Annotated in this window: 11 protein-coding genes and 2 tRNA genes; 7 read left to right on the plus strand and 6 right to left on the minus strand. The window is 67.1% G+C overall.

All coding sequences use genetic code 11. From position 1 onward, the window contains the following. Positions 1-108: 108 nt before the first annotated feature. Positions 109-1,458 (plus strand): glutamate--tRNA ligase, encoded by a 1,350-nt coding sequence (gene gltX / locus ACP7AB_RS10390; RefSeq protein ID WP_425990898.1) that lies wholly within the window; start codon positions 109-111, stop codon positions 1,456-1,458. 52 nt (positions 1,459-1,510) lie between these two features. On the opposite strand, the gene ACP7AB_RS10395 is transcribed toward gltX, so the two are convergent. Both ACP7AB_RS10395 and ACP7AB_RS10400 read right to left on the minus strand, forming a co-directional pair. Next, complete coding sequence (locus ACP7AB_RS10395; RefSeq protein WP_425990896.1) at positions 1,511-1,819, minus strand: CC_3452 family protein; 309 nt, start codon at positions 1,817-1,819, stop codon at positions 1,511-1,513. A gap of 131 nt (positions 1,820-1,950) precedes the next feature. Next, positions 1,951-2,556, minus strand: a complete 606-nt coding sequence (locus ACP7AB_RS10400; protein ID WP_425990894.1) for a TIGR00730 family Rossman fold protein — start codon at positions 2,554-2,556, stop codon at positions 1,951-1,953. Between the two features lie 87 nt (positions 2,557-2,643). Here ACP7AB_RS10400 and ACP7AB_RS10405 point away from each other — a divergent pair, with 87 nt between their 5' ends. After that, a complete protein-coding gene (locus ACP7AB_RS10405; protein ID WP_425990893.1) occupies positions 2,644-3,393 on the plus strand; it encodes a hypothetical protein in 750 nt (249 codons plus the stop codon). Positions 3,394-3,485: 92 nt separating this feature from the next. Here ACP7AB_RS10405 and ACP7AB_RS10410 read toward each other — a convergent pair whose 3' ends face one another. The 3 genes from ACP7AB_RS10410 to ACP7AB_RS10420 form a co-directional block, all read right to left on the minus strand. Further along, a complete protein-coding gene (locus tag ACP7AB_RS10410; protein ID WP_425990891.1) occupies positions 3,486-4,685 on the minus strand; it encodes a winged helix-turn-helix domain-containing protein in 1,200 nt (399 codons plus the stop codon). A 40-nt stretch (positions 4,686-4,725) separates the two neighbouring features. Further along, complete coding sequence (locus ACP7AB_RS10415) at positions 4,726-6,042, minus strand: Hsp70 family protein (protein ID WP_425990889.1); 1,317 nt, start codon at positions 6,040-6,042, stop codon at positions 4,726-4,728. Between the two features lie 108 nt (positions 6,043-6,150). After that, positions 6,151-6,225: transfer RNA gene (locus tag ACP7AB_RS10420), tRNA-Asn, on the minus strand. A gap of 56 nt (positions 6,226-6,281) precedes the next feature. Here ACP7AB_RS10420 and ACP7AB_RS10425 point away from each other — a divergent pair. Next, positions 6,282-7,097, plus strand: a complete 816-nt coding sequence (locus ACP7AB_RS10425) for a TrmH family RNA methyltransferase (RefSeq protein ID WP_425990887.1) — start codon at positions 6,282-6,284, stop codon at positions 7,095-7,097. A 234-nt stretch (positions 7,098-7,331) separates the two neighbouring features. Here ACP7AB_RS10425 and ACP7AB_RS10430 read toward each other — a convergent pair. After that, positions 7,332-7,405 (minus strand) — tRNA-Cys (locus ACP7AB_RS10430). 155 nt (positions 7,406-7,560) lie between these two features. Between ACP7AB_RS10430 and ACP7AB_RS10435 the strand changes: the two genes are divergently transcribed. The 4 genes from ACP7AB_RS10435 (at position 7,561) to ACP7AB_RS10450 (ending at position 13,683) form a co-directional block, all read left to right on the plus strand. Further along, complete coding sequence (locus ACP7AB_RS10435) at positions 7,561-8,190, plus strand: protein-L-isoaspartate O-methyltransferase family protein (RefSeq protein WP_425990885.1); 630 nt, start codon at positions 7,561-7,563, stop codon at positions 8,188-8,190. 130 nt (positions 8,191-8,320) lie between these two features. Then, the gene (locus ACP7AB_RS10440) at positions 8,321-9,853 is read left to right on the plus strand and encodes a TolC family outer membrane protein (RefSeq protein WP_425990883.1); all 1,533 of its coding nucleotides are present in this window, start codon (positions 8,321-8,323) and stop codon (positions 9,851-9,853) included. 160 nt (positions 9,854-10,013) lie between these two features. Continuing rightward, positions 10,014-10,616, plus strand: coding sequence for a DUF2497 domain-containing protein (locus ACP7AB_RS10445; RefSeq protein WP_303695844.1), 603 nt, complete (start codon positions 10,014-10,016; stop codon positions 10,614-10,616). Positions 10,617-10,692: 76 nt separating this feature from the next. Further along, positions 10,693-13,683, plus strand: coding sequence for a valine--tRNA ligase (locus tag ACP7AB_RS10450; protein WP_425990881.1), 2,991 nt, complete (start codon positions 10,693-10,695; stop codon positions 13,681-13,683). Positions 13,684-13,694 lie beyond the last annotated feature (11 nt).

A 13,694-nucleotide genomic window follows, 5' to 3' on the forward strand; every position in this document is an offset into this window, starting at 1 on the left:
CGTTGCGGGAAAAGCCGAAAAGCGACCGAACGGCCGGATCGCGGCTGTCCTTGACTTGGGGCGGCGCGTGACCGACCTACGCGCCTCGCTTTCAAGGTCTCCCTATCCATGTCCGTCAAGGTCCGTTTCGCCCCGTCGCCTACCGGCAAGCTGCATGTCGGCAACGTCCGCACCGCCCTGGTCAACTGGATGTTCGCCAAGGGGCAGGGTGGATCCTTCGTCCTGCGCATCGACGACACCGACCTGGCCCGCTCGACGCCGGATTTCGAACAGGGGATCGAGGACGATCTGACCTGGCTCGGTCTGCTGTGGGACGAGCGGTACAACCAGTCGAAGCGGTTCGACCGCTACGACGACGCGGCCGAACGGCTCAAGAAGGCCGGGCGTCTGTATCCAGCCTGGGACACGTCCGAGGACCTGGATCGCCGCCGCAAGGTGCAGCTATCGCGTGGTCTGCCGCCGATCTACGATCGCGCTGCCCTGGCCCTGACCGACGAGGAGAAGGCCGCGTTCGAGGCCGAGGGTCGCAAGCCGCATTGGCGCTTCAAGCTGGACGGCCGCCGGGTCGCCTGGGAGGACCTGTCGCGCGGTCATGCAGAGGTCGATACCGCCTCGATGTCAGACCCGGTGCTGATCCGCGAGGACGGCCTGTATCTCTACACCCTGCCGTCGGTCGTCGACGACATCGACATGGGCATCACCCACGTCATCCGGGGCGAGGACCACACGACCAACACCGGCGCCCAGATCGAGATCTTCGAGGCTCTGATCGCCGCCGGCCTGGGAACGACCGTGCCGAACTTCGCTCACATGCCGCTGCTGGTCGGCGCCGACGGAGCGGCCCTGTCGAAGCGTCTGGGCTCGCTGTCGGTCGCCGAGATGCGGGAGCAGGGCTATGAGCCCATCGCCATCACCAGCCACCTGGGCCGGATCGGCACCTCGGACCCGCTGGAGGTTGCCGCCGACATCCATGCCCTCGGTCTGGGCTTCAGCTTCGACAAGATGGGCCGGTCACCGGCGCGTTACGACACCGAGGATCTCGACCGGCTGAACGCTCAGGCCCTGCACGCCATGCCCTATGCGACGGCCAGGGCGCGACTGGAGGCGCTCGACTGCGATCTGGGCGAGATGTTCTGGGACGGGGTGAGGGCCAACCTGACGAAGTTCAACGACGTCGTCGATCTGGCGCGGATGGTGCGGGGACCGGTGACGCCGGTGATCGAGGATCCGGCCTTCGCGGCGGCGGCCCTGGCCGTGCTGCCGGAGGTGATCGATGCGGCCGCGTGGTCGGACTGGACCAATGCGGTCAAGGAGAGCACCGGCGCCAAGGGCAAGGCTCTATTCATGCCGCTGCGCCACATCCTGACGGGTCAGGCCCACGGCCCCGACATGGCGACGATCGTGCCGCTGATCGGGCGCGAACGGATCGAGAAGCGGCTGAAGGGCGAAGTCGCCTAGGCTCTAAAGACTCCGCTTATCCCCGCTTTCGCGGGGATAAGCGGCATTACGATCAGGCGTTGCAGACGGCCAGTTGCTCGGCCGAGAGGGTCGTACCCTTCCACGAGAACTCGGTCACCGGGCCCAGGCGGGCCGCGACGCGGCGGCAGGCGCGCGGGGCAGGTTGATCCGCGCCGCCCGAGGCGGTGCAGGTCTGGCCCTGACAACGCCAGTTGGCGCCGTCGATGACGGTGGAGCGGGTCGGGACGCGCGAGGCGTCGGCCAGGACGACGCGGGTGGCGGCGGAGGACGGGGCCTGGGCGACGGCGGGAGCCGCGGCGAAGGCGGCGCAGAGGGCGAACAGGGGGAGGACGGCGCGCATGGGGAAACTCCGGTGCAGGGAACGGACCGACAGGGTCCAGCGTCAACACCGACATAGTGCGTTGTTATTCGAAACTGTCAATCTACGTTTTCAAACGGGACGGACTTCGGAGCTGACTGACCAATGATTACTTATCGCTGGTCATGTTTCAAGGCGGGCGAGGCGTCAGTCAGTCGCATCGCCTCGATCGCCTCCTCGACCGTGTCGCAGACGACCCAGGCTTGCAGGAAGGAGGGCGGGGTGAAGCCAGTCTCGACGCTCTGGCGCATCAGGGCGAAGAAGGTCTCCCAGAAGCCGTTGATGTTGAGGAAGATCACCGGCTTGCCGTGCAAGTCCAGCCGCTTCCACGACAGCAGTTCGACGACCTCCTCCAGGGTGCCAATGCCCCCGGGCGCGACCACGAAGGCGTCGGACTGGTCGTACATCAGCTGTTTGCGCTCATGCATCGAGGTGACGACGATGGTCTCGACCTCGTCGAACAGGCGTTCGCGGCTGCGCAGGAAGGCCGGCATGATGCCGACGACCCGCCCGCCGGCCTCATGCGCCGCCCTGGCCGAGGCGCCCATCAGGCCGACGCCGCCGCCGCCATAGACCAGACGCCAGCCTTCGCGCGCCGTCGCCGCGCCGAACGCCGCGGCCGCAGCGGTGAAGATCGGATCGGCCGCGTCGGACGACCCGCAGAACAGGCAGACCGACTGGCCGTCGAATGGAGCGATGGTGGGGATTGACGCCGACATGAACCCTCGAGACGAGACGCAAGATTGGAGACAGGCCGGTCGCGCCGGTCTATCTGGGCGAACAGTCCTACAGACCCGGCGGACAGGATGAAACGACCGATCGCATCGAGGCTTTCAGCGACCCTGGCCTGCGCCGTTGGGCTGATCGTCTCTGCCTGCGGCGAACAGGCCCAACCGGCCGCGGAAGCGACCCAGGAAACGGGTTGGATCATGCCGCCCGAGATCGACGCGGTCGCTTCGAGCGGGCGAGAGCTGATCGTTCGCGGACAGGCCTCTCCCCTGGGGCGGGTCGTGGTCAGCGGCGCAGGGGGGCTTGCCTATGCCGTGGGCGCCGACGCTGAGGGGCGGTTCGAGCTGCGCGTGCCGCGCCCGGCCCATGACACCCTGTTCCTGGTCGAGGCCCGTGCAGGCCAGGCCGGCTTTCCGGCGCCCTATCGCCTTCTGATCGGAGCTGACCCCTCGGCGCCGATCGCGCTCCTGGCCATCGGTGCGCCCACGCAACGGCTGGATTCCGGCCTCGGCCTGGACGCCGTGGACACCGACGGACGGGCGGCCTTCATCTCGGGAAGGTCGACTGCCGGAACCGGGGTGGTCATCGAAGGGAGCGTCCAGCGCACGGTAACGGCGGACGAGGAGGGGCGCTGGCGGCTGGCGGGGTCCGGCGACGGCACGACGCCGATCACGATCGACGGACGGGCCTATGCGCCGGCTCCGGGTGCGGTCGCGACGCCCGGTAACCTGTACCGGGCCGGGGCGGGATGGAGCATCTCCTGGTCGAGCCCGGGGGGCGGGCGCCAGTCGACATGGTTCCCCGACAAGCCGGCAACGGCCCGTTAACCAATTCGGCTCACCGATACGGCGTTCTCTCAGAGGACACCCACCACCGAACCTCTTCAGCCCGGCGCACGCGTCGGGCTTTTTCTTTGGCGTCAGAGCGGGAGAGCGTCGGACAGATCGGCGGCGAGGTCGCCGCGGTCCTTGACCTGGACCCGGTCCAGACCCAGCCAGCCCGCCATCCGGATCAGTTCCGCCGCCAGTTTCGACGCGGTCTCCGGCGTCGCCAGCGGCTCGCGCCATGCCGCCTGGACCCGCAGGACGCCCGCCTGGCGATCCGCCTTCAGATCGACCCGAGCGGTGATCGCCTCGTCCTCGAGGAAGGGCAGGACATAGTAGCCGTGCGCCCGCTTGTGCGCCGGGGTGTAGATTTCCAGCCTGATGCGCACGTCGAACAGCCGCTCGGTCCGATCCCGGAACCAGATCAGGTTGTCGAAGGGGGAGAGCAGGGCGACGCTCTGAACCTTGCGCGGTCGACGGGCGTCCGGCGCGACATAGGCGGGACCCTTCCAGCCCGGGACGCCGACGGGCGTCAAAACGCCCTCCTCGACCAGTTCGGCGATGCGATCGCGCGCGCCCTGAAGCGGCAGGCGGAAATAGTCGCGAAGGTCGGCAGCGGTGGCCACACCCATGGCCTCGGCGGCGATGCGGATCAGGGCGCGCTGGGCGTCGGGTTCGGACGGGGTCGGCAGGTTCTGGATCGCGGGGGGAATGACCCGTTCGGTCAGGTCATAGACCCGCTCGAAGCCGCGCCGGGTCCTGGTCGTGATCAGTCCGGCCCAGAACAGCCACTCCAGCGCGCGCTTGCCGTCCGACCACTCCCACCAGCCGGGCTTGCCGCGTGGGCCGGTGGCGAAGTCGGCGCCTGTCACAGGGCCGCGTCGTTCGATCTCGGCCAGGACGCCGTCGATATAGTCGCGACGTTCCCGGCCGAAGCGGTTGATCCCGGTCCAGGCGCCATGCCCGTCGCGCGCCCGCTCCATCCGCCAGCGCATCAGGGGCTGGATCTCCAGAGGCATCAGCGAGGCCTCGTGGCCCCAGTATTCGAAGAAGGACGGCTTCTTGCCCCAGGCCTCGGTCTCAAGCAGGTCGCGCGGATAGGCGCCGAGGCGGGAGAAGGCGGGCAGATAGTGGGTGCGGCTGACGACATTGACGCTGTCGATCTGGATCACGCCGAGACGACGCGCCGTGTCACGCAGCTGACGGGGCCCTGGCGTCGTGGGGTGAGGCTTGCCGAAACCCTGGGCGGCCAGGGCCATGCGTCGGGCGAGGGCGGGCGAAATCTGTTCGATCATGGTCGCGGGGACCCTATCCGGCGACCTCGGCGATGTCTCGTCAGCGGCTCTCGGTCCAGAGATCGAGGTCCGTTTCCCGCCCGATCAGGGCAAGGCCCGAGGCGATGGACTCGAACTCGCCGCCGGTCTCGATCCTCGCAGGGTCGAACCGCCGGTTGAAGATGTCGCGCACCGCCGGGACGAAGGAGGTGCCGCCGGTCAGGAAGATGCGGTCGATCTGGTCCGGGCGCAGGCCGGATTCCTCAATCGCCCTGTCGACGGCCGCCTCGATGGCGGCCAGCTCGGGTGCGATCCAGGCTTCGAACTCCGATCGGGCGACCGGCGCTTCCAGACGAATCGATCCGGCGTCGAAAACGAAGGTCGCGCTCTCGTCGCGCGACAGGTCCATCTTCAGGTGCGAGATCGCCTGGTAGAGAGCGTAGCCGTGGTTGTCGTCGAGCACCTCGATGAGGCGCGCGACCTTCCCGGGTTCCTCGGCGATCCGGGCCATGGCGCGGATGTCCTTCATGTCGCGCGAGGCGCGCAGCAGGGCCAGCTGATCCCAGCGCGCGAAGGCGGCGTAGTAGCGCTGGGGGATGGGCAGGGTCTTGCCGAGCGTCCTGTATGAGCCGCCCTTGCCGAGCGCCGGCGACACCAACTGGTCGATGATCCGGTAGTCGAAGGCATCGCCGGCCACGCCGACGCCGGATCGAGCGAGCGGCGTGGAGCGCAGCCCCTGGGGCGACGGCTCAAAGCGGACGATGGAGAAGTCGCTGGTGCCGCCGCCGAAGTCCGCGACCAGCACATTGGCCGGTTCGGTCAGTTTGCGAGCGAAGAAGAAGGCCGCGCCAACAGGCTCATAGGCATAGCGGATATCGGTGAAGCCCAGCCGTGCGAAGGCGGTCTGATAGCGCGTCAGGGCCAGATCCGCGTCGGGCGCTCCGCCGGCGAAGGTCACAGGTCGCCCGACGATGACGCGAGGCGGCAGGGCGTCCATTGCCTCGCCCGCGTGATGCCGGACTCTCAGCAGGAAGGCCGCCAGCAGATCTTCGAACTTGTAGCGCCGGTTGTCGATCACCGTCTCGGTGAAGGCCGCGCTGGCGGCGAAGGTCTTGAATGACTGGATGAAGCGGGTGTCGAGCGGATCCTCGACATAGGCCTCGATGGCCCACGGACCGGCCTCGACGACCCGCTCGGGTGTCCGGCCGTCGGCGCCGGGGTGAAGCTGGAAGCTCAATGTCGAGCGGAAAGTCGCCAGATCGCCGCCAGGCGCCTCGAAGCGAATCACGACCGCCTCGCCATCGCCGCTGGTCAGGGCGACGACCGTGTTGGTGGTGCCGAAGTCGATCCCGATCGTCGTCGCGGATTTCAGAATCATGAGCGGCGCCTCGGTTGCGGCCGGGACGGCGCTGATGGTCTGTCTTTGCCTGGGTGCTCGCCGCCGAAAGGCGGTATCGCCTTGTCGAAATCGGGCTAAAGCGCCGAGTGGCTCCGCGGGTAGGATTCGAACCTACGACCAGCCGATTAACAGTCGGCTGCTCTACCACTGAGCTACCGCGGAACAGGAACTCGGGAGGCGGGCCTATAGCAGCGGCCTTCTTGATTGTGCAACGGGAAATGTCAGCCATCGCCATTCAGTTCATCGACGATCCCGCTGATCCTCGCGTGGCCGCCTATCGCGATATCCGCGAACGCGACCTGACCGGCCGCGAAGGCCTGTTCGTGGCGGAAGGGGAGGTGGTGATCCGCACCCTGCTGTCGCCGACGTCTCTGTGCAGAGCCCGTTCGTTGCTGATCGCTGCGAATCGACTCGAGGCCCAGGGCGAGCTGGTCGGGGCGGCGGGCGAGGCGCCGGTCTATGCGGCGTCGCAGGCGGTGATGGACGCCATCGCAGGCTTCCCCCTGCATCGCGGCCTGCTGGCCCTCGGCGAGAAGCCGGTCGAGCGGACCGTCGCCGAGACACTGGCGAATCTGCCGGAGGAGTGTGTGGTGCTTGCCTGCGCAGGGATCGGCAACCACGACAACATGGGCGGCCTGTTCCGCAATGCGGCGGCGTTCGGGGCGGCGGCGGTGCTCAGGGACGAACGCTGCTGCGATCCCTTCTATCGCAAGGCCATCCGGGTTTCGGTCGGCGCGGTGCTGAGGACGCCGAGCGCCCATGCCGTCCCTCTGGAACAGCTGATCGTGGCCCTGCAGGCGGCGCGGTTCGAGGTCGTCGCCCTGTCGCCCGGCGCAACGGAGCCGCTGGCGGGGCTGACGGGCGGCGGGCGCAAAGCCATTCTGGTCGGCTCGGAAGGTCCGGGTTTGCCGTCGGAGATCATGGCGCGTGTCCGGACCGTGGGCATCCCCATGGCCGGTGGTTTCGACTCCCTGAACGTCGCGGTGACCAGCGCGCTGGCGCTCTACCAGGTCACGACCGTGTCGATTCGCTGACAGTCGCGCGATTTCAGCGCGTTAACGCTTCGTACACCTTGATGAACGCCGATTTCCATGCCGCTATGGAGGTCCGGGGAGGACGACATGGCTGGTATTCTGGGGTTCATGAGCCGCAACGTGCGGATCGCGGTGGCGATCGCCGTGGTCGCGGCGGCTGTCGGCGGTGCCGGCGCGATCGGTTGGCTGACTGCGCCGATCTAAAAATCATCATCGATCTCAACGAGATCGCGATGGAGGCCTGACCGGGAATCGAACCCGGGTGCAAGGATTTGCAGTCCTCTGCGTCACCACTCCGCCATCAGGCCACAGGGCTTTTTGAGAAGCCCCAGATCGCGAGGGGCGTTCGCTATCAGATCGGCCTCGTGGCTGCAACGCGATTGTCGCCGGAGACGCACGGACCTATAAGCGCGCCAGATTTCCGGCCCGGCCGGTCGCTTTCGCTTCAGGGATTCCGCGTCACATGGATTACGCCGCCGCTCGCAAGGTCATGGTGGACTCCCAGGTCCGGGTGAACGACGTCACCGACCGCGGCCTTCAGGCCGCCTTGATGGCCGTTCCCCGTGAACGCTTCTGCGCCCCGGACCAGGCCTTCGCCGCCTATGGCGAGGTCGAGGTCGAGATCGCCGTCGGGCGCCGCCTCATGCAGGCGCGCGAGGTCTCCAAACTGATCCAGGCGCTGGACGCCCGCGAGGGCGAGACGGCCCTGGCGATCGCCGGCCCCTACGCCGCTGCCGTGCTGGCCGCCATGAAGGTCTCCGTCACCGCCCAGGAAGCGGAAGGCCCCGTGTTCGACGTCGTCGGGCCGGCCCTGGCCGACGCGGGCGTCGCCACCGTCGTCGCGCCCCTGTCGCAACCGACGGGCCAGGACTGGGATATCATCGTCTCCGAAGGCGCGGTCGCGGTTCGTCCGACCGCCTGGCTTGCGGCGCTGCGTGTCGGCGGCCGTCTGGCGGTGGTCGAGCGCCCCGGTCCGAACGGCCGGGCGGTGCTCTATGTGAAGGGTCGCGAGGGCGTCTCGCGTCGCGAACTGTTCGACGCTGCCCCACCGGTGCTGGCGGAAATGACACCGGCGCCTGCGTTCGCCCTCTGATTGAGGCGATTTCGACGGAGTTCACTGGCGATCGCGTGAAAAAAACTTAACTGGCGTAGCTGTGGCCGCTCACGCACTAGGCCTGCAAAGAGATACTGGCGCCGTTCGCGACGCTCATCGGGATACACACATGTTCAAACGTTCGCGCGCACTCGCTTCCGTCGCACTGGTCGCCGTTACGGCCGGTCTGGCCGCCCCCGCATGGGCCGAAACCCTGCAGGAGGCCATCGCCCTTGCTTACCGGACGAACCCGACGCTGCAGGCGCAGCGTGCCAGCCAGCGAGCGCTGGACGAGACTGTCCCCCAGGCTCGCGCAGGCCTTCGTCCCGAGATCAGCCTCAGTAGCACCGCGACCTACCGGCGCGCGGATGCGCCCGACTTTGCAGGCCTGGACCTTAACGGCGACGGCGTATTCGAGATACCGCCGTCCGAAAGCATCACGGAAACCGATTCGGTCGGGGCCAGCGTCGGGGTCAGTCAGTCGCTTTACTCGGGCGGCCGGATCGCTCGTGCCATAGACGCCGCCGAGGCTGGCGTCCTGAGCGGTCGCGAGTCTCTTCGAAGCGTGGAACAACAGGTCCTGGGAGCGGTGATCCAGGCCTATGTCGATGTGCAGCGAGACGTTGAAATTCTGCGTATTCGCGAAGCCAACCTCGTTGTGCTGCGCCGCCAGCTGGAAGAGTCCAACGCCCGCTTTGAGGTCGGCGAGATCACGCGAACCGATGTGTCACAATCCGAGGCGCGTCTGGCCCAGTCCGAGGCGGATCTGGCCGGTGCGCAGGCTCAACTTTCATTGTCCCGCGCCGCGTATGCCGCAATCGTCGGTCAAGCTCCGGCGAATCTTGAAACCCCGCCGGCGCTTCCGGGTCTCCCGACGGATTTCGATGTTGCTCTGGACACCGGGCTCGTCGAGAATCCGAATCTGCGCTCCGCCGAGTATGACCTGCAACAGGCAGAGGCTCGTCACGCTCAGGCTCGATCGGCCTATTTGCCCTCGGTCGGCCTGACCGGCAGCTATGGATCGACCACCGCCATCTCCGGGTTCGATCTTTCGAACAGGACCGACGCCTTTCAGGCCGGCCTCAGCGTCTCGGTGCCGCTTTTCACCGGCGGTCTGAACAGCTCGCGAGTGGCCCAGGCGCTCGAACAGGCCAATGTGGCCAAGATCGAAATCGACCGCCAGAAGCGGGTCGTGCTGCAAAGCGTCAGCAATTCCTTCGCCCAGGTCGTATCCAACACCGCCGCGCTTCAAGCGGGCGAAGCCGGCGTCAGAGCCGCCCGCGTGGCGGCTGAGGGTGTCCGTCAGGAGCAGCAGGTCGGTCTGCGCACCACCCTCGACGTGCTGAACGGCGAACTCGAGTTGCGCAACGCCGAGATCAACCTCGCTGTGGCCAAGCGCAATCTCTACGTCGCCCAGGCGTCGCTGCTGACCTCCATGGGTCGTCTGAGCGGCGAGGACCTGAACCCGGGCATCGAGGTCTATGATCCGGCCGTCAACGCCGACCGCGTCCGTCTGCGCGGCGCCTTGCCCTGGGACGGTCTGGTCGAGACGCTTGACCGTATCGCGGCCCCGCTGATCACTCCGGCGAACGAGACCGAGAACGCGCCGATCGACACCCAGCTTGACGGCGAGATCGTTCGGACCGCGCCGAACTCGAACTGACGCCTGCGGATTAACCAGCCAGGCGAAAAACGCCCGTTGATTCCCACGGGCGTTGATGCGACGAAATGAACTGGGGCAGGGCTGAACGTCGGCTCCGATCCTCTTTGTTCGTCACGCGTGGGCCAAAGGCGGCCGGCGCAGGTTCTTCGAAGGCCCGATCATGACCGACACCACCGCCCAAGAGCCGACGATGGAAGAGATCCTGGCGTCGATCCGCCGGATCATCTCCGAAGACGACGCGCCCGCCGCCGAATCGGCGCCGGCCCCGGAACCCGAGCCCGTCGAAGCGGCGTCGCCTGCCCTGATGGACGAGACCCCGTCGATGCAGGAGCCCGAGCCGCAGGAAGAGGAAGAGATCCTCGACCTGACCGACCGCTACGAGGCCCCGGCGGCCGAGACGATCGGCGACCTGGACGTCATCGCCCCGGCCGACGAGCCGGAGCCCGAACCCTTCCCCACCTCGTTCGCAGAGCCGGAGCGTCCCGTGGCCCAGGAGCCGGCGCCCAGCGCCTCGTCCGCGCCCTATGATTCGCTCGTCGGCGAAAGCGCCTCGGCGGCGTCCGCCTCGGCCTTCGCCGGCCTCTCCGCTGTGTTCCGTCAGCCCGAGCCGGTTCCGACCGGCGGCGTGGGCCCAACCATCGACGACCTAGCCCGCAGCCTGCTGCGTCCGATGCTGAAGGATTGGCTCGACGCCAATCTGCCCGGCATCGTCGAGGCGGCGGTAAAGAAGGAAGTCGAACGCATCGCCCGCAGCGCGGGCTAGCCCCGCTCGCCACCGGCGACTATGACCAGCAGGGGCGGCTCTCACGGGCCGCCCCTTCTCATTTCCGGACCTCCCAATGCTCGACAAGACTTTCGACCCCAAGGCCGCCGAACCCCGCCTCTATGCCGCGTGGGAGGCCTCCGGCGCCTTCGCGCCGAAGACGGATGGCGCCGCCGAAGCCTATTCGATCGTCATCCCGCCGCCGAATGTGACGGGGTCGCTCCACATCGGCCACGCGCTGAACAACACCCTGCAGGACATCCTGGCCCGCTATCACCGGATGCAGGGCAAGGCCGTGCTGTGGCTGCCCGGCACGGACCACGCCGGCATCGCCACCCAGATGGTTGTGGAGCGCCAGCTGGCCGCCGCCGGCAACGTCGGCCGCCGCGACATGGGCCGCGAGGCCTTCGTGGCCAAGGTCTGGGAGTGGAAGGCCGAGTCGGGCGGGACCATCGTCCAGCAACTGCGTCGCCTCGGCGCGTCCTGCGACTGGACGCGCGAGCGGTTCACCCTCGACGAGGGTCTGAACGCCGCCGTGCGCAAGGTCTTCGTCAAGCTGCATCAGGACGGGCTGATCTATCGCGACAAACGTCTGGTGAACTGGGATCCCCAGTTCCAGACGGCCATCTCCGACCTTGAGGTCGAGCAGCGCGAGGTCGAGGGCGCCTACTGGCATTTCGCCTATCCGCTGGCCGACGGCGTGACCTACGAACATCCGATCGCCTTCGACGACGACGGCGTGGCGACCGAGTTTGAAACCCGCGACTTCATCGTCGTCGCCACGACCCGGCCTGAGACCATGCTGGGCGACACGGGCGTCGCCGTGCATCCGGATGACGAGCACTACAAGGGCCTCGTCGGCAAGTCGGTGATCCTGCCGATCACCGGCCGGCGCATCCCGATCGTCGCCGACGACTACGCCGATCCGACCAAGGGCTCGGGCGCGGTCAAAATCACCCCGGCGCACGATTTCAACGACTTCGGCGTCGGCAAGCGGCACATGTTGCCCGCCATCAATATTCTGGATGCCTTCGGGAAGATTGCGCAGCAATTCCAGATGACCCTGATCGGCCAAGCTGGCGGTGGCGGCCCGGTCAACGAAGAGATTTTGGTCAGATGGTCCAGTGAGACGGCTCCAGAGGAGTACGCTGGCTTGGATCGGTTTGACGCCCGTAAGGCGATCGTAGCTCGCGCCGAAGCAGAAGGCTGGCTACGCGAGATCGAGAAAACTCGTCATGTTGTTCCGCATGGCGATCGTTCAGGCGTTGTCATCGAGCCTTGGTTGACTGACCAGTGGTACGTTGATGCCCACACCCTTGCTCAGCCGGCGATCAAGGCGGTCGAAACCGGCGCGACCGTGTTCGAGCCGAAGTCCTACGAGAAGATCTATTTCGAATGGCTGCGGAACATCGAGCCTTGGTGCATCAGCCGCCAGCTCTGGTGGGGCCACCGCATCCCGGCTTGGTACGTTCCTCGTCCTGATCCCGAGACAGGGCTGCCAGAGTATCCGAGCACGGCGGGTTACGAGACGATCGTGGCAGAGAGCTGGGAAGAGGCAGTGCCTCAACTTGAAGAACTGTATGCGGACTTTAAAGCCAAATGGGAGCCCCAGTGGGCGGTCGAGGGCCGAGATTCCCAAGTCGAGTTCGTCGAGGTAAGCTCTTGGGACGATGCGTTCACCTTGATTAAGGACGCCGCAGTTCCTTACATCGGTCGGGATCATCCGGACTACCCGATCTATGTCCTGCGGGACCCGGACGTTCTCGACACCTGGTTCTCCTCGGCCCTGTGGCCGTTCTCGACCATGGGCTGGCCGGAGAAGACCGAGGATCTGGAGCGGTTCTATCCGACTTCGGACCTGGTCACGGCGGCCGACATCATCTTCTTCTGGGTCGCCCGGATGATGATGATGGGGCTGCGCTTCATGGACGAGGTGCCCTTCAAGCGGGTGATCATCAACGGCCTCGTCCGCGACGAGAAGGGCCAGAAGATGAGCAAGTCCAAGGGCAACGTCATCGACCCCCTGGTGATCATCGACGAGCTGGGCGCCGACCCCCTGCGCTTCACCATGGCCATCCTGTCGGGCACGCGCGCCATCAAGCTGTCGAAGCAGCGGATCGAGGGCTATCGCAACTTCGGCACCAAGCTGTGGAACGCGGCCCGCTTCTCCGAGATGAACGAGGCGCGTCGCATCGCGGGCTTCGATCCGGCGAGCGTCGAACAGACGATCAACCGCTGGGTCCGCGGCGAGCTGACCAAGACTGAGCGCGCCGTGTCTGAAGCGATCGAGGGCGGGCGTTTCGACGACGCCGCCTCGGCGCTCTACAGGTTCGTCTGGAACGTCTTCTGCGACTGGTATCTGGAGCTGGCCAAGCCGGTGTTCCAGGGATCGGACGAGGCGGCGAAGGCCGAGACGCGGGCGATGACGGCCTGGACCCTGGACCAGACGCTGAAGCTGCTGCACCCGGTCATGCCCTTCATCACCGAGGAGCTGTGGGCGGAACTCGGCAAGGAGGGTGCGCCACGCGGCGAGGCGACCCTGATCGGCGCGGCCTGGCCCGTGCTGCCGGACGCCTTCATAGATGCGGAGGCGGAGGCCGAGATCGGCTGGCTGGTCGATCTGGTCGGCGAGGTCCGTGGTCTGCGCAGCGAAATGAACGTGCCGCCGGGGGCGAAGCCGCCGCTGACCTTCGTCGCGCCGGACGCGGCGACATCTGACAAGGCGGTGCGGCACCGTGACCTGATCCTGACGCTCGCCCGCGTGTCGGAGGTTGCGACCGCCGATGTCGCTCCGACCGGGGCGGTGACCTTTGTGTCCGGCGGATCGGCGGCGGCCCTGTCGCTGGCCGGGATCATCGACCTGGCGTCCGAGCGCGCCCGCCTGACCAGGGAGATCGCCGCCTTCGACAGCGACGTCGGCCATGTGATGAAGAAGCTGGGCAACCCCAACTTCGTCGAACGCGCGGCCCCCGCCGTGATCGACGAGCAGCGCGCCAAGCTGGCCGAGGCCGAGGCCGGCAAGGTGCGGCTGGAAGCGGCTCTGGCCCGGCTGGCCGATCTTGGCTGACTTCGGACCCC

It is taken from the genome of Brevundimonas sp. TWP3-1-2b1 (assembly GCF_049896165.1).
GTDB classification, from domain to species: Bacteria; Pseudomonadota; Alphaproteobacteria; order Caulobacterales; family Caulobacteraceae; genus Brevundimonas; species Brevundimonas subvibrioides_B.